The 21,973-nt window shown below is 47.1% G+C and carries 19 protein-coding genes; 11 read left to right on the top strand and 8 right to left on the bottom strand.

Annotated features, from left to right (window positions below):
• The 3 genes from QUA45_RS22045 to QUA45_RS22035 all read right to left on the bottom strand — a co-directional run.
• On the bottom strand, positions 1–677 hold a 677-nt coding region (locus QUA45_RS22045; RefSeq protein ID WP_333222115.1), incomplete at its 3' end, for a Uma2 family endonuclease.
• A 133-nt stretch (positions 678–810) separates the two neighbouring features.
• Positions 811–3,822, bottom strand: a complete 3,012-nt coding sequence (locus tag QUA45_RS22040) for an EAL domain-containing protein (protein ID WP_333222116.1) — start codon at positions 3,820–3,822, stop codon at positions 811–813.
• A 267-nt stretch (positions 3,823–4,089) separates the two neighbouring features.
• The gene (locus QUA45_RS22035; RefSeq protein WP_333100634.1) at positions 4,090–4,923 is read right to left on the bottom strand and encodes a prohibitin family protein; all 834 of its coding nucleotides are present in this window, start codon (positions 4,921–4,923) and stop codon (positions 4,090–4,092) included.
• 628 nt (positions 4,924–5,551) lie between these two features.
• Between QUA45_RS22035 and nfi the strand changes: the two genes are divergently transcribed.
• The 11 genes from nfi to QUA45_RS21980 all read left to right on the top strand — a co-directional run bounded on the left by nfi (position 5,552) and on the right by QUA45_RS21980 (position 19,055).
• Positions 5,552–6,205 carry a deoxyribonuclease V gene (nfi, locus tag QUA45_RS22030; RefSeq protein ID WP_333072842.1) on the top strand — a complete coding sequence of 218 codons (654 nt, stop codon included), beginning with the start codon at positions 5,552–5,554 and terminating at the stop codon, positions 6,203–6,205.
• Between the two features lie 453 nt (positions 6,206–6,658).
• Positions 6,659–6,889 carry a KGG domain-containing protein gene (locus QUA45_RS22025; protein WP_006631632.1) on the top strand — a complete coding sequence of 77 codons (231 nt, stop codon included), beginning with the start codon at positions 6,659–6,661 and terminating at the stop codon, positions 6,887–6,889.
• A gap of 472 nt (positions 6,890–7,361) precedes the next feature.
• Entirely contained in the window at positions 7,362–7,892 is a 531-nt protein-coding gene (locus QUA45_RS22020; RefSeq protein WP_333100794.1) for an FHA domain-containing protein, read from the top strand.
• A gap of 105 nt (positions 7,893–7,997) precedes the next feature.
• Complete coding sequence (locus tag QUA45_RS22015) at positions 7,998–10,001, top strand: FHA domain-containing protein (RefSeq protein ID WP_333222114.1); 2,004 nt, start codon at positions 7,998–8,000, stop codon at positions 9,999–10,001.
• A gap of 142 nt (positions 10,002–10,143) precedes the next feature.
• Entirely contained in the window at positions 10,144–10,572 is a 429-nt protein-coding gene (locus QUA45_RS22010; protein WP_333100791.1) for a hypothetical protein, read from the top strand.
• A gap of 197 nt (positions 10,573–10,769) precedes the next feature.
• Positions 10,770–11,912, top strand: coding sequence for a DNA cytosine methyltransferase (locus QUA45_RS22005; RefSeq protein WP_333100790.1), 1,143 nt, complete (start codon positions 10,770–10,772; stop codon positions 11,910–11,912).
• A 256-nt stretch (positions 11,913–12,168) separates the two neighbouring features.
• Positions 12,169–13,509 carry a tRNA (N6-isopentenyl adenosine(37)-C2)-methylthiotransferase MiaB gene (gene miaB / locus QUA45_RS22000; protein WP_333222113.1) on the top strand — a complete coding sequence of 447 codons (1,341 nt, stop codon included), beginning with the start codon at positions 12,169–12,171 and terminating at the stop codon, positions 13,507–13,509.
• A 193-nt stretch (positions 13,510–13,702) separates the two neighbouring features.
• Positions 13,703–14,776, top strand: coding sequence for a D-alanine--D-alanine ligase family protein (locus QUA45_RS21995; protein WP_333222112.1), 1,074 nt, complete (start codon positions 13,703–13,705; stop codon positions 14,774–14,776).
• Positions 14,777–15,037: 261 nt separating this feature from the next.
• The gene (locus tag QUA45_RS21990) at positions 15,038–16,120 is read left to right on the top strand and encodes an AI-2E family transporter (RefSeq protein ID WP_333100785.1); all 1,083 of its coding nucleotides are present in this window, start codon (positions 15,038–15,040) and stop codon (positions 16,118–16,120) included.
• Between the two features lie 531 nt (positions 16,121–16,651).
• Entirely contained in the window at positions 16,652–17,944 is a 1,293-nt protein-coding gene (locus QUA45_RS21985) for an HhoA/HhoB/HtrA family serine endopeptidase (RefSeq protein WP_333222111.1), read from the top strand.
• A 238-nt stretch (positions 17,945–18,182) separates the two neighbouring features.
• The gene (locus QUA45_RS21980) at positions 18,183–19,055 is read left to right on the top strand and encodes an MBL fold metallo-hydrolase (RefSeq protein WP_333222110.1); all 873 of its coding nucleotides are present in this window, start codon (positions 18,183–18,185) and stop codon (positions 19,053–19,055) included.
• 11 nt (positions 19,056–19,066) lie between these two features.
• On the opposite strand, the gene QUA45_RS21975 is transcribed toward QUA45_RS21980, so the two are convergent.
• The 5 genes from QUA45_RS21975 to petC form a co-directional block, all read right to left on the bottom strand.
• Positions 19,067–19,702 (bottom strand): 4Fe-4S single cluster domain-containing protein, encoded by a 636-nt coding sequence (locus QUA45_RS21975; RefSeq protein WP_333222109.1) that lies wholly within the window; start codon positions 19,700–19,702, stop codon positions 19,067–19,069.
• Positions 19,699–20,514: a radical SAM protein gene (locus tag QUA45_RS21970; protein WP_333222108.1), complete on the bottom strand. Its 816-nt coding sequence runs from the start codon at positions 20,512–20,514 to the stop codon at positions 19,699–19,701. The genes QUA45_RS21975 and QUA45_RS21970 overlap by 4 nt, the downstream gene beginning before the upstream one ends.
• Positions 20,515–20,536: 22 nt before the next feature.
• Positions 20,537–21,385, bottom strand: a complete 849-nt coding sequence (locus tag QUA45_RS21965; protein ID WP_333222107.1) for a fatty acid desaturase — start codon at positions 21,383–21,385, stop codon at positions 20,537–20,539.
• Positions 21,386–21,490: 105 nt separating this feature from the next.
• Entirely contained in the window at positions 21,491–21,637 is a 147-nt protein-coding gene (locus QUA45_RS21960; RefSeq protein ID WP_333100780.1) for a hypothetical protein, read from the bottom strand.
• A gap of 2 nt (positions 21,638–21,639) precedes the next feature.
• Positions 21,640–21,973 (bottom strand): cytochrome b6-f complex iron-sulfur subunit (gene petC / locus QUA45_RS21955; RefSeq protein ID WP_333222106.1); only part of this gene is annotated, 334 nt, incomplete at its 5' end.

Below are 21,973 nucleotides of genomic sequence, written 5' to 3'. Positions count from 1 at the left end.
TGTTCGACTGTTTGTAGTTGCTGCAATTGAGCTTGTTCTGCCTTAATTAACCCTTCCACCAATGGCGGATCTAAAATTTCATTGACTGATAATCTCAGATTGGGAAATACTACAGATTCCATTTCCTCACCAGGCAAGAAATCTGTATACGTGTAACCATCTTCACCTTCAATCAATGCAAAAAGCCGGATTTTTTGCTTGCCAGTTTTAGGGTCAACAATGCAATATTCCGGCACATTCGCTAATTCGTACTCTCCGCGTTTGATTACGTAATCTTCGCGGCGATTTTCGCTGACTACTTCTACCACTAACAGCGGCTTTTCATCAAATTCGAGGATACCTGCACCGGGTCGAGCAGCAGCTTGTTCCAAAAGACTTTGAGTGCAGACAACTACATCGGGAATCCGAGATTTATCTTCATCTGTTCTCACTCCCAGACCTGTTTTTACTACTAAGTCGGGATTGTGTTCAGCTAGGTAACGCTGCAATTGGTAAACTAAATATTCGCAAATTTTGATATGTAAAATTGTGGCTGTTGGCGTCGGGATTAATTTGCCTTTGTACAGTTCATATTTTACATCAGATTCTCCTTGATAAAATCGGTATTCTTCAAAAGTTAAGGTCGGCGAAGTATCGAGCTGTTTTTCTTCGACTGCTGGCACAAGAGATTGAGACATATATTTTTACCTATCTCGATAGTTGGCTATTATACTAAATTTTGATTTTAACACCCAAGGCATTGAGTACGAAAAGATCGATCGCCCTTATTGACAATCAAGCAATTTGATCCGGTTAAATATTTAGTTCAGTTCACCATTTGGGCGATCGCCTCAACAAGGCTGTAGCTGCCTCACTGTCGAGAGGTTTAGAGAAAAAGTATCCCTGACCGTACTCGCAGCCGATCGCCCGCATTTGAGCCAATTGGACGGCGGTTTCAACACCTTCTGCCACTACCTCCATCCCCAAACTGCGGGCCAGCATGACGATCGCCCGCACGATTTCCAAATTTTCGCCCATTTCCCCGATGCGACTGACAAAAGAGCGATCGACCTTCAAAATATTAATCGGGAACTTGTGCAAATAACTCAGAGACGAATAACCAGTGCCGAAATCATCAATACACAGCCCGATCCCCAAATCTCTCAACTGCGAAAGCATCGCCGCCGCCGCTTCCCCATCTTCCATCACCACAGTCTCAGTAATCTCCAACTTCAAACAGCGAGCATCAACACCCGTTTCCTGCAAAACTTGCTTAATTTGCTCGATCGATTCGGGTTCCGCAAACTGCCTCCCGGAAAGATTTACTGCTACAGTCAGCGGCGAATTTCCCACAGGTAAATTCAAACTCTGCCACTTAATAATTTGGCGGCAGCTTTCGTTCAAAACCCACAAACCCAAAGGCGTAATTAACCCTGTTTCCTCCGCCATCGCAATAAATTCCATCGGGGAAACTAAACCCCTTTCCGGGTGCAGCCAGCGCACCAGCGCCTCAAATCCGATAACTGAACCGCTTTTTAAACTAACGATCGGCTGATAATAAACAGTAAAAGGACATTCCAATTTTAAAGTAGGCAATGGCGACTTCGGACGCTCCAATCTCCGATCCGTTTCACTCATCGGCGAGTTTTCCGCCGCCGTCCCGCAGGCGAAATCCACTATGGAATATTTCAAATTTAGTTCTTCAACCGACTCCCGCAAATCGTGTTCCAAGTGCATCAAAGCCACAGCTTGAGTGTGCATCGCACTGGTAAAAACTTCGTAGCGAGCTTTACCGAGAGCTTTGGCGCGGTACATCGCAATATCAGCATCGCGCAAAATATCTCCCGGCCACTGATATTTGTTGGTACTCAAAGCAATGCCGATGCTAGCAGTAATTAAAATTTTATTACCTTCTAAATAAAGCGGCCGTTCGATCGTTTTGAGAATTTCCTTTGCTTGGGCGATCGCCTCATCAACACCGTGAATTTCTTCCAGCAAAATCACAAACTCATCTCCCCCCAGACGAGCCACCGTATCGCCCGGCCGCAAACAAGTCAAGAGACGGCGAGCCACAGCGACCAAAAGCCGATCGCCCATGCGGTGTCCCTGACTGTCATTAATCACCTTAAACCTGTCCAAATCCAGAAACAGCACCGCAAACTGATAGGTCGGATGCCGTTGGGCGCGGGCAAAAGCTTGGCCCAACCTGTCAGTCAACAAAGCACGGTTCGGCAACTCTGTCAGCGCATCGTGCAAAGCATCGTGCAACAATTGTTCTTCAGCCATCTTGCGCTCAGTCACGTCGTGACAGTTAACCACAATTCCCCTCACCGAAGGTTCGTTGAGCAAATTCGTCGCCACCGCTTCCAACACGCACCACGAACCGTCCTTGTGTTTCACGCGGTATTCCGCCATTCCCTGGCTAACTCTCGGCATTTGCATGACACCTTTGAACACTTGATCCACTATTAGCAATTCGTCAGGGTGAATCAAGTCAAATATAGATCTGCCGAGCACTTCCCCCGTCGGGTAGCCCAAAATCCGCTCTAGGGAAGGAGATACGTAGCGGCAAAAGCCTTTCTCGTCGAGAATCACAATAATGTCTCTAGCATTTTCAATCAACGATCGAAAGCGCTTCTCGCTTTGCCGCAGCTCTTGTTCCGTGCGCTTTTGGTCGGTAATATCGGTATTCATGTAAATCAGACCGACAATTTTCCCCGTGCGGTCTTTAATAGCATCCGCCCGCAGCAACACTTGCAAAGTTTTACCGCTTTTAGTGCGGTTGGTAATTTCACCACACCAAGAATAACCCTGGGCGATCGTGTCGAGTACCTCCCTGGCGACTGGGGCGTCAGCAAAAACTGCCGATATACCTCCGGCTAGTTTAAATTCCTCTGCGGTGTCCCATTCAAATAGCTGAGAAAACGCTTGATTTTGATAAATGTGAGTGCCGTTCGCATCGCTGATGCCGATCGCGTCACTCGAACTTTCCACCGCCTTGCGAGTCAGCACCAGAGCTTCTTCTGCCCGCTTGCGCTCGGTAATGTCAATCCCTACCAGACAAGCTGCTTTGCCGCGATCGTACTTTTGAGCCACAATCAGATAGTATCCCTGCGACTCTCCCGCGTCGGTTTGTAGCTTAACGTTGAGTTCTTTAACCGCTTCCGTAGCGTCGCCGGCAAAAAACTCCACCACAAAAGAGTTAAAATCCGAGCTAGCGCCCAGAAAACCAATATCTTGACCGACAAAAGCCGACGGCCGCAAACCATGCAGTTTGGCTAAGTGCTGGTTAACCCCCAAATAGCGCAAATCCGAGCTAATCCAAGATACTGTTCCCGGAACTGCTTCCAAAATCGTTTGCAGTTGGTCGTTAGCTTGCTGCAATGCTTCGTGCACTTCACAGATGCGTTCCGACAAGTCCGACTGAATCCCTACGAAATGAGTCAAATTAGCGCTGTCGTCTCGCACGGGAGATAGCGACAATTTGCTCCAAAAAGGAGTGCCGTCTTTGCGGTAATTTTTGATTGTTGTCTGGATTTCTCGACCTTGGCGCAAGGCGTCGCGGATCTTAGCTACAGTAGTTCGATCGGTATCCGGGCCTTGCAAAAATCGGCAATTGCGCCCCAAGATTTCATCGGCGCAGTAACCTGTCATCCGTTCAAAGGCCGGATTGCAATAAATTATGGGACAGTCGGGTGCATTGGCGTCAGCAATAACAATGCCGCTGCTAGTAGCTGCCAAAGCTCGATCGCGCAGCCACAGGGCTTCTGACGCAGAATGGCGATCGCCGACATCCCCCACTTCACCTAAATTAGAAATTGACTGGTTCTCCCGATCTCCCATCAGCCGAACTTTCAAGCAAACCTTTACAATTTCCGAGTTGTTTCTTACTGTAACGTTTTTCAGGACTCGCGCAACGTAAATTGTATCTGGGCATTTAAGTAAGCGGGATTTCACCTTAGTTGCTTGGTATTTTCTACCCTTGCTGTTGGGCATTTAAAAAAGCACATCTTCACATCCGCAGTGCAAAACCCTCTATTCTTCTCCCCCTCAGACTCTCTCCCCCTCTTCCCTTCTCCCCGCGCCCTGGCAATCACGATCTGCTGCAGCTTATTTAGCAGGAGTTGCAGCTTGAGAACTCGGCGGCGCAATATTAATTAATGGCAAAGTTCCGCCTCCTCCCATTACTGTCGGAAACTGGCCGTTCCATTTTTCAATTGCTTGCTGCTGCAAAATTTCGGCTGTTAATGTTTGCCGCTGCAAGCGTTGAGCTTCAGCTTTACCTTTAGCACGGTTAATTTCCGCTTGAGCATCTTGGGTGGCTTTTTTAACTGTAAATTCTGCTTGTTTAGCTTCTTGTTCGGCTATTTGTTTGGATTCGATGGCTTTGCTAAATTCTGGAGAAAAGCCAAAATTTATTAACGAAACATCTCTGACAATGACGCCGTAAGGCTCCAAGCGCTTTTTGAGGCTGTTGTCGATTTCTGTTTTTAGTTCCGTGCGCTTAGTGATAATTTCTTCTGCGGTTTTTTTAGAAGTTGCTGCTTTGAGAACTTCCGAAATTGCCGGACTCAGAATGCTGGTAACAATTTGTTCTTCGTCTCCCACTTGTTGGAAAATTTGATTTACTTTGGCGGGGTCAACATTCCAGTTGACTGCCAAATCTGTAGTAATGCTTTGCAAATCTTTGGATGCTGCATCTGCTTTCAAATCTGTTTTTTGTACGCGCACGCTGATAGTTTTTACAGAGGTGACGATCGGTAAAATTGGGTGGATGCCTTCATCTAAAATCGCGTCTTGAACTTTGCCGAAGCGCATCACGACGCCGCGTTCCCCTGCGCCGACGAGGGCAAAAGGTCTTAAAATTAAGGCGGCGATGATGAAGACGATGCCACCGACGATGTAGAGAGCTAGGTTATACTGAACATTTTGCATGGTTTTCATATGTTTATTCACCAATGTTGTGTTACTTGATGTTAGTTTTCTATCCGATATTATCTAAGATTATAACTTCATGTTAAGGGTGAAACAACTCATAAATTCATTGATTTTTTTTCATAAAAGTCATATATTTGCGAGGGTCTGGGGACCTCTTAGCTCGATGAGCGGGGATGAACAATGGCACTTGTAGCTGGGTGAGATTATTAATGAATAAATGTTTCAAGTATCTTGACAATGAGGATAAAATTAGATAAAGAAGAAGTAAATAAATAGCTCGCGCGCTCTCAGACAACGAATAAAATGGCGATCGGAAAGAAAAAGCTTTCTAGAAAGCTAAAAGATCGGCATCAAATAGGTATTTTTTGTAAATTTTGAGTAGAAAATTGGAGGCGCGTGCCGATAAAACCTTTGGGGGTTGGTTCCAGCACAAGCGAAAGATAGAATTTCACTCTCCGACCTACAGACTCTATTGGTAGAATTGGCATCAGCCCGCATTTCTCAACCCTCCTGAGTAGAAAAAAAGACTCCTTGGGCAGGCTAGGAATTTATAGCTACAAACGATAAAAATCTGAGTTTAAAAATGCCTGAAAATAAGTTAAGCTTAGATGAGAACGGTTGAAGAAAAATCAAAATGTTGCAGCGACACCCTTGGCCGCAGACAGTTGAAGAGGCGATCGCCATTCAAGAACAGCTTCGGTCAGAGGTAATTACCACAAATCAACTGGACACAGTTCGATACGTCGCAGGCGTAGATGTCGGCTACGACAGTGCAAACGACGTATCGCAGGCCGCTGTAACAGTTCTGAGCTTTCCCGACTTGCAATTGCAGCAGCAAGCTGTGGTTCGCAGTCCTACAACTTTTCCTTACGTTCCGGGTTTCCTGTCTTTTCGAGAAGTACCGGCAGTCCTTGAAGCTTTGGAAAATATCAGTTTGAGGCCAGACTTGATATTGTGCGACGGTCAAGGACTAGCCCATCCCCGCAGGTTCGGTCTTGCCTGCCATTTGGGGGTTTTGACAGGGATTGCCACGATCGGAGTTGCCAAAAATCGATTTATCGGAGAACATTTAGAAGTCGGACTCGACCGTGGCAGTTGGCAACCCTTGCTTCTAGAGGGATCAACGGTAGGAGCAGCGCTAAGGACGCAAACAGGAGTAAAACCGATTTATGTTTCGATCGGTCATAAGGTAAACTTGATAAGTGCGATCGAGTACGTCCTGCGCTGCGCCCCAAAATATCGCTTACCAGAAACAACTCGATCGGCAGACCAACTAACATCGGGATAACTGGCAAGCGCGGAAGGCATCAAAAAAAAAGTAAAAAGACCAAACAAGCATCCCTCTTTGGACTTTTAATTTTTGAGGTGGCGCGGTTAAGTCGAAAAATCCTCTGAGTCTACTGCCAATCAGCTTTGGGTTCCATCCTTCCAGCGAACTAAAGAATGACTATACCTGAGAAAGAGGTATAAAAGTTGGGGGGGTTTATAGAATGATTGAAAGACAGTAACCAGCTTAAAACATTGGCGGCTCTAACTATAGTGCCCGGGCGTGAACTATTTTTAGTTCACATTTGTAAATTATGAAAGATTCATCCTGCGAGTTAAACCAAAAGCTTAGATTCGTCTGATGAGGTTTCATAAATTACCGTCGGATATCTCACCACTGACTGGAAGTAACCATGACAGTGGGAGGCGAAGGCGCGATCGAGCTAAAAAATCAGAAAAAAACAAGGAGACAGTCATGGCTGAGAAAAGCAAACGCGGATTCGCTTCTATGGATGCAGAAAAACAGCGCGCAATTGCTAGCAAAGGCGGAAAAGCTGCACACGAGAAAGGAACTGCACACGAATTCACCCCTGAAGAAGCCAGACAAGCTGGTCAAAAAGGCGGCGAAGCTGTCAGCAGAAATCGCGAACACATGGCTCAAATTGGTCGCGAAGGCGGTCGGAAAAGCCGCAAGAGCGAAGCTTAAGTCTCTCAAGGCTGGCCCTGTAATGAAAGATTGCACAGTTGCAGCGTGAGAGATAGCACTAGGACAGTGAACGTTTGAGGAGGTTGGGCGATCGAAGTTACCGAGGTAGTTCCATCGCCCAACTTCCAAAATTCGTCACTAGCGCCCCAAACCTTCGCAAATCTGGAAACCCCACAGCAATTAGTTTTTAGTAATCGCTGCTCAATCTTTAACAGCAAAATTTTAACAAAGGTGTACTGGGGTCAATAATTTTGTGGGAAAGAAAAGCTGGCAAGCGCGAGCCAGTCTCTCAAAAAAAGCCAATGCGAGCACAAAAAGCCCCGACTTCGGGGCTTTTTGTGCTGCACATAATATTTTCAGAAGTTTGAGCGAGTCCGCGTCAATAATTCTAATTAAGTTTTTTGGTGAGGAAGTCCGTCCTCAAAATAAATCAGCTAATATTTTTTTATATTTTTGAGCAAACTAGACAATCATGACAAACCAGCTCACTCTAGCATGGTCAGAAGCTGGGGTGCGTCAAACTCAGACAATTCAAAACGGACAGCCGAGCAAAAATCCGGGAAGCGTGAGGCTCGGACGCGATCCGGCGAAGTGCGATATAGTATTTTCGCATCCCAGCGTATCGGCTCTGCACGTTGAAATATTTTTTAATCAGGAATTGCAGGAGTATGCAGTGCGGAATTTGCGCGAAAGCAATCCGCCCCTGGTAGATGGAAAAATTCTCGCCCGAGGCGAAGCAAAATTGAAATCGGGAAGCCACATCCATTTAGGCCAACTGCAAATTGAGGTGGTGAATGTGACCGAGGTGCAGGTAGCCGCGCCCCAGACAGTTTTGCTGTCTGGACCTCCCGCACCTGGTAACTTTCAGCCGACGGGGCTTTCAAAATATGGTTTGCAATGTCCCAAATGCAGCCGAATTTCGCCTTACGCGCAGTTGAATGCGGGGTGTCCGTGGTGCGGTACTTCTTTGGCGGCGGCGGCGAGTGTGGTCATCTCTCCGTGAGAGTGTAAAAAAGGGAAAATCGGGCTATCCGCTAAACACTCTCAACTTCAAAAATCTTTTTTTGCAGAAAGCTCAAAGCCGACGGCTGATGTTTAAAAAATAATCATGAATTCTCAACCCTTGCGCCTGCGACTGACTTGGACAGATACAGCTACGGGGGATTGTCGATCCCCCATACTCGACTTACCCATCGCTTTGGGACGAATTTTTGAAGCTATGCCCGCCACAATCAACGGGAAACGAGTTTCTCGAATTGCCCTCAGCAGCAGTCAAGTTTCTCGCTTCCACGCAGTGATTGGCACCGAAGGTAACAGTATTTTACTCACTGACACGGGTAGCCGCAACGGTACTTTTGTTAACGGCGTTCGCCAAACCCGGTGCGTGCTGGCAAACGGCGATATGCTGCAAGTTGGGCCCTACGCGATCGGCATTTCTTTTGCTGTGAATTCCCCAGAAACGCCGTCGGTCAATTTTCACATTTTCTTTAACCCGCAGACCAATGGGCCAGACCCGGCATTGGGCCAGCCAATAATGTTGCAGCTTCCTCAAACAAGTAGTAGGGAAGAATTTCCGCCGATCGCATTTTTGCAAGCTTCTCAAGTGTCAATGCGATCGCTCGAATCTAGGGGACTCCCTGTGACAGAAGTTGATTGGGCTGCCGTTGGCGGCGGTTTGGGCAGCTTTATTTGGGTGGATTTGCTGAGAATTTGCGGCGTGAAAATCGATCGAATTGCGGTTTTGGGCATGGAAAAGCAGCCTTACGCCCGCTACCTGCGCCTGTGCCTGAATTCTCAAATTCCGCTGCGGGAACGCCTGCGATCGAATTCTGACTCTTGTCCAGACAACATTTGGGGGTGGCCTCCCTATGCTTTGCGGGAAGCTGGGCAGGAATTGCGGAAAGGGCGTTTGGGGATGTCGTTGAAGTTGATGTGGCAGGTGTTTGCGGAACCGACTTTTGCCGAAACTTATACGCCTCGCGCGGGGAATGTGTTTGATTCTATTGACAGGGAAGTCGATCGAATTGGGTGGAATCAGATGTTTCGCTACGGTAGAGTGCGGGGAATTCGCAAAACAGATGACGGCAGGTACGCGATCGCTTATTCTCGATCGGATGCGGATCACCGCGAGCACGCTTTTTTAATCGCCAAATACGTACACTTAGCCACCGGCTATCCCGCCATTCAATTTCTGCCCGACTTGCAAGCTTACCGCGAAAAAACCCAGGATTTTGAGTCGGTTGTCAACGCTTACGAAAAGCACGACGGCGTTTACGAAAAATTGGAGGCCAGCGGCGGCAGCGTGTTAATTAGAGGCCGGGGAATTGTGGCTTCGCGGGTGGTGCAGCGAATTTACGAAGCGCGGCAGCGGAACCGCAACATTCAAGTATTGCATTTGATGCGATCGCCCAAACCTCAAGGTAACAAATTTAAACTCGCTGAGCGTAGCGTGGAAAATCACTACGAATTTCAACCTTTCAACTGGCCGAAAGCTTGCTGGGGCGGGGAACTCCGGGTACTTTTGGAAAAAGCAGCCCCCGAATTGCGGCCGCAGTTGCTCACAGACTGGGGCGGCACTACCACAGCCCAGCGCAGCGACTGGCGGCGGATTGTCAAAGAAGGTTTAAGTCAAGGATGGTATCAAATTACCTTCGGGGAAGTCGAGCGAGTTGAGCGCGACAGTCAAAACCGCACGGTGACGTACATTCAGGAGAAGGAACTCAAGGGGCAAATTAAGTTAGAAGCTGATTTTATTATTGATGCTACGGGTTTGGACGCTAAGGTAAAAACCAGTCCGCTGTTAAACGATTTGGTAGCTCAATACAATCTTCCCCTCAACGGTTTGGGCCGGCTGAGTGTTAACAACGATTTTGAAGTCCCCGAATTGCGGAATTCTTCTGGTTGCAACACAGAAGGCCGGGTATACGCAGCAGGCGCGATTACTTTGGGAGGGCCTTACGCGCCCGTAGACAGCTTTTTGGGCTTGCAATACGCCGCCTTGCGTTCGGTTGAAAGTCTGGCCGCCAACCGAGTGGCTGGTGTGCGGAAATTGAGCGTTTGGCGATCGTTCGTGCAGTGGTTGAAGTGGATTTTCAATAAATCTCCCGACTAACTTGAAGGACGAAGCTCGGCAACAAGCAATGTAGGGGATTTAATTAATTTAAACTAGCTTCGCGTTCAATCTAAAATCTAAAATCTAAATTCAAAATCGAACAATTTTGCCATGTAATCTAAAATCTAAAATCTAAAATCGCATGACTCCCACCTTATTCGGCCGCTGGCAAACTCGGTTATTGCTATTTGCAACAGTAGGCGTTTTAGTAACCCTGCCCTTTTTTATAGGTTTAATGACATCCAAATCCGGCTCAATTTTTTTCTGGATTTTAGGGTATGTAGCGATTTTTGGCATTGGCTGGGATGCTTTATATATATACATTCAGCAGTTCCGCTGGGATCGAGATTGGCCCGGTGCATTTCAATTGCTCGCCGGAATTTGGGAAGCACTTTTTGTGTTATTTTTAATCAAAGTTATCGGTTTACCGGGGATATCTGCACAAGATTTTGACTTGGGAGCTTTTGCTTTGCATTATAGTTTAGTGTGGCTGGCTATTTATCTGGCATCGCAAACACTGATGCGGATTTTGTTTCCCCACTGGCGTTTCCGAGGCGGTGAATGGTTTTAAGAATAGTTTTGAGTATAGTAAGGTGCGCAATGCGCACCAGTAGGGGAACGGCATTGCCGTGTCCGGCGGGATCTGCGACTTTTAATAATAAAAGGTGCGTATTGTGCACTCTACAGAATTTATAGTAAGGTTCAGCGCTCCCTCCGCAGCCGACAGAATTTATAGTAAGCTCAACTCAAAATTGCTGGCATCCTTCAATGCACCGTCCTCCTTGTATTTTCTCATTTTTTTCGGGTTCTGGCTTGCTCGATCTAGGTTTTGAGTCGATCGGCTTTAATGTAGCGTATGTCAATGAAATTTTCCCACCTTTCATGCAAGCATACCGCTATTCTCGGCAATGCCTGAATTTGCCGCTACCAGAATACGGATATTGCGAAGGAGAGGAAGCAGATGTAACTCGACTTGTAGGGGGAGAAGCAGCTTTTCGCCTGCGGGAATTGATGCAGGATGCCCGCAAGCATCACGATATTGTGGGATTTATCGCGGGGCCACCTTGTCCTGACTTTTCTATTGGTGGCAAAAACCGAGGTCAAGAAGGAGATAAAGGCAAACTTTCCGCTTCATACATTGAATTGATTTGTCAGCAGCAGCCAGATTTCTTTTTATTTGAAAATGTTAAAGGTTTGTGGAGAACCAAAAAACATAAAGCTTTTTACGATGAACTAAAACATCAGTTGGCGGATTCGGGATACGTTTTTGCCGAACGTTTAATTAATGCAATAGAATACGGGGTTCCGCAAGATAGAGATAGAATTATTTTGATTGGGCTTAGAAAAAACCTTGTCAAAAATCTGGGCATTTCCCTAGAGGAAAAAAGCCAAATGTTAGCAGAAAGTTTATTTCCTTGGCAAAGTCAGGTATTATATCCCAAATCAGAAATTTTTTCTCATCCTTGGCCTGATAGAACAGCCTTTGCAGATGATTGTTTCGTGCCTTGTCCTGATGGCATTCCCCAAGATTTAACGGTAGAATTTTGGTTCCAAAAAAATGACGTTCTCAACCATCCCAATGCCAAACACTATTTCCAACCCAAAGCCGGCCTTAAGCGGTTTGCTTCCGTTGATGAAGGAGATGATTCAAAAAAATCTTTCAAGCGATTGCACCGATGGCGTTATTCGCCAACCGCTTGTTATGGCAATAATGAAGTTCACTTGCACCCTTACAAACTTCGCCGGCTTTCTGTTGCAGAAACACTGGCTATTCAGTCACTGCCAAAAGATTTTGCACTGCCAGCAAAGATGACGTTGACTAATATGTTTAAAACTGTTGGCAATGGAGTTCCTTATTTGGCTGCACAAGGTATTGCCAAAACAATTTTACAGTTTTTACAGACAAAATAACTAGATAAATAAGCGCAAAAGTATCTCAGAAACCCGGTTTATTGCTAGATTTGTCGTGACTAATCCCAAAACTCGTAGAAGCCGGGTTTCTAGACCCCTGTAACAGTTAATTGTTGCGCCTCACACACGCTAGAGATTGGTGAACGCCGTTGTTTAAATGAACTCATAAAAAGAAATATTCACAAATGGTTTAGACTTGTTATATAATAGTTGGTTAAGGTTGAAAACCTATATTTTTTATTGCCTGCAATTCGCCATGACCGTTAAACCCCGCCGCTATCACATCACTACTTTCGGATGCCAGATGAATAAAGCCGACTCGGAACGGATGGCCGGCATTCTGGAAAATATGGGCTTTGAGTTCTCGGAAGACCCGAACGAAGCTAGCTTGATTCTCTACAATACTTGCACAATTCGCGATAATGCCGAACAAAGAGTTTATTCTAACCTCGGAAGGCAAGCTCATCGCAAACGCCAAGAACCGGGTTTAACTTTAATTGTAGCTGGATGCGTGGCGCAACAGGAAGGTGAAGCGCTGCTGCGGAGAGTGCCGGAATTAGACTTAGTAATGGGGCCGCAACACGCTAACCGACTTGAAGATTTGCTGGAACAAGTTTTTGAGGGCAATCAAGTTGTGGCGACTGAAGCTGTTGAGATTATGGAGGATATTACTAAGCCGCGCCGCGACAGCAAGGTGACTGCTTGGGTGAATGTAATTTACGGCTGCAATGAACGCTGCACTTATTGTGTTGTGCCGAATGTTCGCGGGGTTGAACAGTCGCGAATGCCGGAGGCAATTCGGGCGGAAATGGAAGATTTGGGCCGTCAAGGTTACAAAGAAGTAACTTTGTTGGGGCAGAATATTGATGCTTACGGACGCGATTTGCCGGGAACAAAATCGGACGGCAGCAACCAGCATACTTTGACGGATTTGCTTTATTTTGTTCAGGATGTGCCGGGAGTCGATCGCCTCAGATTTGCTACTAGCCACCCGCGCTATTTTACGGAAAGATTGATTAAGGCTTGTGCGGAATTACCGCAGGTGTGCGAACATTTTCACATTCCTTTTCAGTCGGGAGATAATGATATTTTAAAAGCGATGTCGCGCGGCTATACTCAGGAAAAATATCGCCGGATTATTGATACAATTCGCCGTTATATGCCGGATGCTTCGATTACTGCCGATGCGATTGTCGGTTTTCCTGGGGAGACTGAAGCCCAGTTTGAGAAGACTTTGAAGTTGATCGAAGACGTTGGTTTCGATTTGGTGAATACTGCGGCTTATTCGCCTCGCCCTGGGACGCCGGCGGCTTTGTGGGAAAATCAGTTGACTGAGGAGGTGAAAGCCGATCGCCTGCAACGAATCAATCATGTAGTCACAACAACGGCGATGGAACGATCGCAGCGCTATTTCGGACGCACTGAAGAGGTTTTGGTGGAAGTCCAGAATCTTAAAGATTCAACTCAGGTGATGGGACGCACTCGCGGCAATCGCCTCACATTTTTTAAGGGCGATATTGCTGAATTGGCGGGTAAAATAGTGCGGGTTAAAATTACAGATATTCGCGCTTTTAGTTTGACCGGAGAAATGCTGTAAGCTGTTGGGACATTTAAATTGTATGTCAAGAAATAATCAAACTATGACTGGGCAGTTTATTTGAGACCGCCCGCAATATACAATTTAAGTTCGCAACAGCTTGTGCTCAATTCTTAGTTTCTGCCGCATACTTCCTGTGATAGCTGCGCTAACTGCGTGTATATTTGTCAAAAAGTACCGGGAGTATTGAAAAATGACAAAGATGCGGATCGGGCTATTGTTCGGGGGGCGATCGGGCGAACACGAAGTCTCAATTAGTTCAGCGCGGGCGATCGCCCGCGCCCTCGCTGCTGACGAAAATGCCTCTAAATACGAAGTTCTGCCCTTTTACATCCAAAAAAACGGCCGCTGGCTGTCGGGAACATTCCCTCAACAAGTCTTAGCCGCCGGAAAACCTCTGGAAATAGAGGAACAACCAGGACAAGATGACTCTCCCGCGCCTAGACAGTTTCCTAATTTTAATGCCGTAGATGTTTGGTTCCCTGTTTTGCACGGGCCAAACGGCGAAGACGGTACGGTGCAAGGGTTGCTGAAATTAATGCAAGTTCCTTTTGTCGGTTCCGGGGTTTTAGGTTCGGCGCTGGGAATGGATAAAATTGCCATGAAAATGGCTTTTGCTCAGGCTGGTTTGCCACAGGTAAAATACATCGCTGTCAACCGTTCAGAAATCTGGTCTAATCCTTGCATTTTCCCCAAACTGTGCGACAAAATTGAAGCTGATTTGGGCTATCCTTGCTTTGTAAAACCCGCTAATTTGGGTTCGTCTGTGGGAATTTCTAAAGCTCGCTCGCGCGCTGAATTAGAAGCAGCTCTCGACAGCGCCGCCAGCTACGACAGGCGGATAATTGTCGAAGCAGGTGTGGTTGCTAGAGAATTAGAATGTGCAGTTTTGGGTAATGATAACCCCCAAGCTTCAACCGTGGGAGAAATTACTTTTCAAAGCGATTTCTACGACTACGAAACTAAATATACCCAGGGACAAGCCGACTGCTCAATCCCGGCAAAAGTCAGCGCTGCGATCGTCTCGCAAATCCAAGAAATGGCAGTGCAAGCATTTTTGGCTATAGACGCGGCAGGTTTAGCGCGAGTAGACTTTTTCTACATTGAATCAACCGGAGAAGTTTTGATTAACGAAATCAACACTTTTCCTGGCTTTACAGCTACCAGTATGTATCCGCAAATGTGGGCAGCGGACGGTATTTCTTTCCCTGAATTAGTAGATCGTTTAATTCAATTAGCTCTTGAACGGCACGGGGAAAAAGGTTGAATCGTGCGCTGCAAACTGCTGCCTTGCCAACAGCAACAAATATTTTTTTCGCAGGTGATATATCCATACCATCGGAAACGATATAACATGGTTGTGGCAGGCACTGCCTGCCCGCAACCCCATTTCCGCTGCGGGTCGAGCAACTGGGAATTTTCAGCGGTCGGGTATAAATAAATGTAACATAAAATGGTTAACGGAGAAGGGCGAATAGCAGTGTCAATCTCACATCTTGCATCTCAAAATTTAACTCGGTTAACTTAGATGAGACGTTTCACTCAACTGCCGCATTGGTGGACTTACGGACTGGTATTTCCCCTAGCGGTACTCAACTGCTGGTTAGCCCTCCTAGTCTTTGAATATTTTCGCGCCCTGATTACAGTTTTGGTAGTGGCTACAGTGCTGTCTTTTTTGCTAGATTATCCAGTGCGCTTTCTGCACAGATACGGCTTGAAGCGCGATCGAGCTGTTTTGTCGGTATTGTTTTTGACTTTACTGCTATTGGTGGTTTTAGGTGTAACTCTGGCGCCAATTCTGCTAAACCAAATCACTGAACTCGCCACCCGACTGCCGACTTGGATAGTTTCTGGCACAGAACAGATTGAAGCATTCCACAATTGGGCCGAAAATCGCAATCTCCGCATTGATGTCAGCGGCTTGACTACCCAATTGAGCGATCGACTTTCATCTCAATTGCAGTCTCTCACTGGCGAAATTCTCAAATTTGGCTTAGGTGCTGCCGACAGCCTGTTGAATTTCCTCCTCACAATAGTCGTAACATTCTACTTGCTCTTGCACGGCGATCGCGTATGGGAAGGATTGTTTAAATGGTTTCCTTCCAAGCTAAGCCTTCAATTGCGAGAGTTGCTGGCGCGAAGCTTCCACAACTACTTCGTCGGGCAAGCAACTTTGGCAGGTTTGATGGGACTGTCTATCACTGTTGCTTTTTTAATTTTGCGAGTTCCCTTCGGACTTCTGTTCGGTTTGGGTGTGGGTGTAATGACTATGATTCCCTTCGGGGCACCTTTCAGTATTTGCATTGTCAGTTTGCTGATCACATTAAACAATTTTTGGCTCGGCGTTACAGTTTTAGCTGTCGCTACAGTAATTGAACAAATAATTGAAAGTGGGGTTGCTCCTCGGTTATTAGGCGGTTTTATCGGTCTCAATCCTGTGTGGATTTTAGTGGCGCTGCTGGTGGGAGTTAAGGTGGCGGGAGTCGCAGGTTTGTTAGTGGCTGTGCCGATGGCTGGTTTTATTAAGAATACTGTTGATGTTTTGGAGAGTTCGAGGAACAAGTCGAGGGAAATCGATTCGGTTAGTTCCATTGAACATATGGAGCAATAAAATTCCTCCCTAGGTTCAAATTTTAGATTAGAAGAGAGTTTTTGCAGGCTATTTTGACTGAGGCTTAGTTGGTACTTTAGCTTGAGACTTTAAAGTTTTTTCACTTCCTGCTTTAGGGTGAGGCTTTGCGGTGCTTTAGCTGCTAGCCTTTCTGGATACAGGCGGGGTCAAAAACCCCGTTTCTAGGTTAAGGTCGATCGCTCACAACAAAGATTTTGCTTAGAAACCAGGTTTTTTTAAGTGCAGGATAGTTGTTGACTTCGGATATAAATCCTGTGAAAAATTTGCGGGAAATACGGAATATGCGAGCCGGCTAGCGTAGTTTGTATTATCGCACTCAGACACCAATTCGCCAGTGCAGACCCAGTTCGATGGCACTCAAAAGCTCGATTTCACAAATAATTTGCCTGCGACTGTCCGGTTTCTACCCCAGCTTGTAGGGTAAACCCCACCAGTCAAGCAGAGATCATCAATGCTTGAATTAAAATTAAACAACCTTAAGTTGTAATTAAATTACAGTAGGTGCTAAAAATGCAAAATCCTAATTATAACTCTCGCTCTAACTCCCACCAACTCAATACTATGTCAACCAAAAATATGCCTGCTACCACTGTGCGTTCTCGCCATTTCTCGTTGCCGAAAAAACTGGCTTTTTTATCCCTTGTTTTGCTCGGCTCCACCGCAACGGTTGGGTGCAGCGCCCTAACTTCTCAAGTTCCTGGAAGTTCTAACGCCATCAAAGCTGAACCTTCAACTACAGCGCCAATCTCAGCATTGCCTGCGAATATACTGCCCTCTCAAGACTCTAATTTTGTCACTAAAGTTGTGCAGGAAGTCGGCCCGGCAGTGGTGCGGATCAATTCGTCCCGCACGGTGAGGAATCAAGTTCCAGATGAGATCCCCGAGCAATTCCGCCGCTTCTTCGGCCCGGAATCTCCCATTCAACCGGGAAATCGGGTAGAAAGGGGTTCGGGTTCGGGTTTTGTTTTTGGTTCCGACGGCCGCATTTTGACTAACGCTCACGTTGTTGACGGTGCAGATACGGTGACGGTAAAACTGAAGGATGGCCGCGAATTTGTCGGCAAAGTTTTAGGCGTCGATACAGTTACTGATGTAGCTGTTGTGAAAATTGAAGCTACCAATTTGCCTGTGGTGAGTTTGGGCAAATCTGAAGAATTAGAGCCGGGAGAATGGGCGATCGCGATCGGCAATCCCCTCGGTTTGGACAATACTGTGACTGTGGGCATTATTAGCGCTACAGGCCGTTCTAGCGCCGATGTAGGTGTTCCTGACAAGCGCGTCAGCTTTATTCAAACCGATGCTGCGATTAATCCCGGCAATTCCGGTGGTCCGCTGCTGAACCAGCGCGGTCAAGTTATCGGCATGAATACGGCGATTATTCAAGGCGCTCAAGGATTGGGTTTTGCGATTCCGATCGATCGAGCACAACAAATTGCCGACCAATTAGTAACAACAGGAAAAGCCCAACATCCTTATCTCGGCGTTCGGATGTTGAGCATTACTCCCGAAGTCAAGGCAGAATTCAATAAAAATCCCAACACCAAATTGAGGCTGACTGAAGATAAAGGCGTGTTAGTTTTGGGAGTTGCGAAAAATTCTCCGGCGGCACAAGCTGGAGTTCGCCTTGCCGATGTGATCAAGAAAATCAACGGTACAGAAGTAACTGATGCTGGCAGCGTACAGCAAATTGTCGAGAAAAGTACAGTGGGCAGCGATCTGCAGCTTGAATTGAGCCGTGGCGGACAACCTGTTACGGTGGCGGTGAAAGCTGGTGCTTTTCCAGCAGACCAGAACCAGCAGTAGAATTGTTGATTGAAACTTATATCTTGCACCATTGTCAATAATCCTTTTAGGAACAGGCAAGATGCCTGTTCCACAAGAAAATTAATCTCTTGTGGAACGGGCATCTTGCCCGTTCTTGAGAATGGTGCAAGAGGTGAGTTTTAAACGGATTGTGCTGTGAGACGGTTTCAACCTCCGGCGGGATGTGGGGGGTACTCATTGTTACCATAATTTATATGGGTTATTAAGAGGTAGAACAATGGCTAACATTAATCGGAGGCGTACTGAAAATATTAACGGTAATTTTTATGTAGACAGTACCTGTATTGACTGCGATACTTGTCGGTGGATGGCACCTGAAGTATTTGGTCGATCGGGAGAACAGTCTGCGGTTTACCACCAGCCAACTAATGAAACTGAAGAAATGCGATCGCTCGCGGCTCTTTTGTCTTGTCCCACAAGTTCGATCGGGACTGTAGAAAAACCCAAAAGCATCAAACAAGCCCAGCAACTGTTACCCGCACTCGTAGCAGAAAATGTCTATCACTGTGGCTACCACTCAGAGAAATCCTACGCCGCAGCCAGCTATTTAATTGTCCGCCCCGAAGGAAACATTTTAGTTGATTCTCCCCGTTTTGTGCCGCCGCTAGTCAAAAACATAGAAGCAATGGGCGGCATTCGCTATCTGTACTTGACTCACCGCGATGATGTGGCAGATCATCAACAATACCGCGATCATTTTGGGTGCGATCGCATCCTTCATGCGGACGAAATTAACGCGGGTACTCGCAGTGTAGAAATTCAATTGTCTGGTAGCGAACCGCATCAAATCGCAGATGATTTGTTGATTATTTCTGTACCTGGTCACACGAAAGGTCACACAGTTTTGCTTTACAATAACAAGTTTTTGTTCACCGGCGATCATCTTGCTTGGTCGGAAAGTTTGCAGCAGCTAGTTGGCTTTCACGAAGTCTGTTGGTATTCTTGGCCGGAACAAATCAAATCTATGCAGAATTTGGCTAATTACTCGTTTGAATGGGTGTTGCCGGGACACGGCCGCAGGTATAATGCCGATCGACAAACAATGAGCAATCAAATGCAAAAGTGTATTGCTTGGATGCTCGATGCTTAATGCGATCGGGTTCATAACTGCGACTCAGCCAGATTCATTTGACCCCGGTAGCCTGTGAAAATCCGACTGCCATCTTTGAGAATATGAATCTCCATCTGATCGCTGGCCCAAGTGAGTCGATCCTGAAAAGCAGGATTGAAAAGATGGACGCGCTGGTTGCTGGAAGAAACGAGAGAATCGGGTGAGTGGACTGCCAAAGACTGCACGTAGGCACCATCGATTAAAATATCGAGTTGTTCCAGCAACTCCTCAGCACCGGCGGGCCCCTGTTGCGATCGCAATTGTTCTAACGTGAAGCCAGTAAACGACATGACATTTAATCCTGCTGCTTTGACTTGGCGTGCCAAATCTGCCAAGGCTGGAGCTTGCCAGAAGGGTTCTCCGCCCGAAAAGGTGACACCCTGGTTGCGAGGGTGACTGAGAATCTGCTGGGCAAGGGCATCAACGCTGATTAGTCGATCGATCTCAAAGGACCAGGAAGCCGGATTAAAGCAGCCTGGACACTCCCGCAGGCATCCTTGCACCCAGATCACGGCTCGACAACCCGGCCCATTCACTTCCGACTCGTCTACATATCCCATGATATTGAGATAGCCAGGGGGAATGTCTAAAAGCTGAAAATAGGGGTTTGTTTTTTGAGGTTTCATCGGTTCTCTGCCTCTGGTTTTAATAATGGGTAACGCACTGGAATTCCTATGACACGTTCAATGCGATCGCCAAACACCTGTAGCACTTCAGGATGGACTTGCTTGATTTGCCTTGTCGGATATAAACAGGCATTGGGCGGATCGTTCCCTCGTGCTTCTAGCTGATGCGTCAGGGGGCAAAGTCGCGTCGGCGTGTTGAGTTGGATTTCGTCGGGCAGTAATGCTTGCATCCGGCGGATGTACTCTGCCCGATCCTGTTCGTTCCACTCGGTGAGTAGCATCGTCTGAATTGCCAGGTGTCCTGAATAGAGTTGGCGAAATTGGAGGAGACCGGCCCAAATGTCCAGGAGGTTGATGGTTGGCATGGGGCGATTGATGCGACAGAATGATTCAGCAGCAATGGCATCAACTTTGACAGCTACCCAATCGGCGATCGCCAGTTCGTCACACACCGCGCGATCGGCCAGCAAACTGCCGTTGGTCAATACCCCAACGGGCTTCCTAGTTATCTCCTTCGCCATAACCAGAATTTCGCCTAAATTCAGCGCCAGAGTCGGCTCACCGCTACCGCTGAGGGTGATGGTGTTCACATCGCCGACAGGGAACGATTGCAAATCCTGTTGAATTTTCTGAGTCGGGACAAAAATTTGGCGGTTGCAACTCTGGTGCTCAATCTCACCTAACTGGCAATACACACAGTTAAATGAGCAAGTAGAATCTGGGCTGATCGGATCGATCCCTAGCGATCGCCCAAAGCGCCAGGATTGCACTGGGCCGTAAACAGAAGTGAAGGGTTTAGTGACAGTAGACATGGCTTCATGTCGATCTCCTATTTTATGAAGGTGTAACATTTTGAGCCGGTGGCATCACCACTTTTCGGGCCAGACCCAATTTCTTTAACAGCCAAATTGCCCACCAGGTAGGATCGTACTCCCACCAGCGCCAGCCTGCTTTGGCAACGTTAGGATGGGCGTGATGGTTATTGTGCCAACCTTCGCCATAGGTGATAATAGCCGCCCACCAAAGATTGCGGGAGTTGTCGTTTGTGTTAAAGGTACGGTATCCCCACAGGTGAGTGACCGAGTTAATAAACCAAGTGCTATGCCAGAGTAAAACAGCTCGGACAAACATACCCCAGATGACAAATGACCATCCCCCCAGTGCATACAGCAGTAGCCCCAAGGGGATTTGCAGCAGCAAAAAGTTTCGATTCAGCCAGCAATAAAATCGATCGCGTGTCAGATCGGGGGCAAACCGCTGGTACTGTTCATAATCGAAGAATTCTGAATGCGGGTAGAAAATCCAAAGCATATGGCTCCACCAGAACCCCCGACGGGCTGAGTAAGGATCTTTATCGATATCCTCGGTATAGGCGTGGTGTAGCCTATGACCCGCCACCCAGAAAATAGGTCCTCCTTGTAGAGCAAAGGTACCGATCAGGGCGATCGCATATTCCAGCCATTTAGGCACCTGAAAACTGCGATGGGTCAATAGGCGGTGATAGCCCAAACAAATGCCAATACTGCCAAATAACCAGTGCAAAAAGACGGTCATCCCCAAGGCAGACCAGGAGAAGCACCAGGGGGCTAAGAGGGCGAGGGCATGAACAGTCGTGAAAAAGAAGACCGCAGTCCAATCCAGCGGAGTTGGAGTCGGAGTTGTTGGCAACAGTTTAGCGGTCATTAATTACCTCACAAAACAACAAATTACGCAGATGGGTACATCCATCGCCAGCAAGACTGGAAATAAACATTTAGAAAAACTCAACCTCGATCGATTCCAGCAAGACTAAGCCTGTTCGTTTGTGGCTTCACTTGCTACTTCGATCCCAAGCTGCGATCGCTGAAAGCGCGCCTTTGGCGATCGCAACGCCACCCGCAGCGCCACCCACGTCTGTTCGTCGGTTTCAATCAGATTTGTTTCGATATCATTCATGGCTAAACCCACCAGGGTTTTTGTCCCGTGCGGGGATCGGTTTCTTTCCACGGAGAAATCCAAATCGCCTCTTCTGCGACAGCCACGCGGACGAGTTTAAGGGGAAGAGGTGCTGGGCCGCGTACTACTGTGCCCTCTGGGTCATAGCGAGAACCGTGACAGGGACATTGAAATTGATTGTCATTGGGATTCCAAGGGAAGGTACAGCCCAAGTGGGTGCAGTTATCGACAATCCCCCAAGGATGGAGCGTACCATCTTCTCTGACAGTGAGGTAGGTAGGTTCCCCAGCCAATCCGGCAACTAAGGCGCGAGTTCCAGGGGGTGCTGCTAAAATC

The sequence above is a fragment of the Microcoleus sp. Pol12A5 genome, assembly GCF_036701435.1.
Taxonomy (GTDB): domain Bacteria; phylum Cyanobacteriota; class Cyanobacteriia; order Cyanobacteriales; family Microcoleaceae; genus Microcoleus.
The sequence above is the reverse complement of the archived record's forward strand: the minus strand, read 5'-3'. Positions and strand labels throughout refer to the sequence as shown.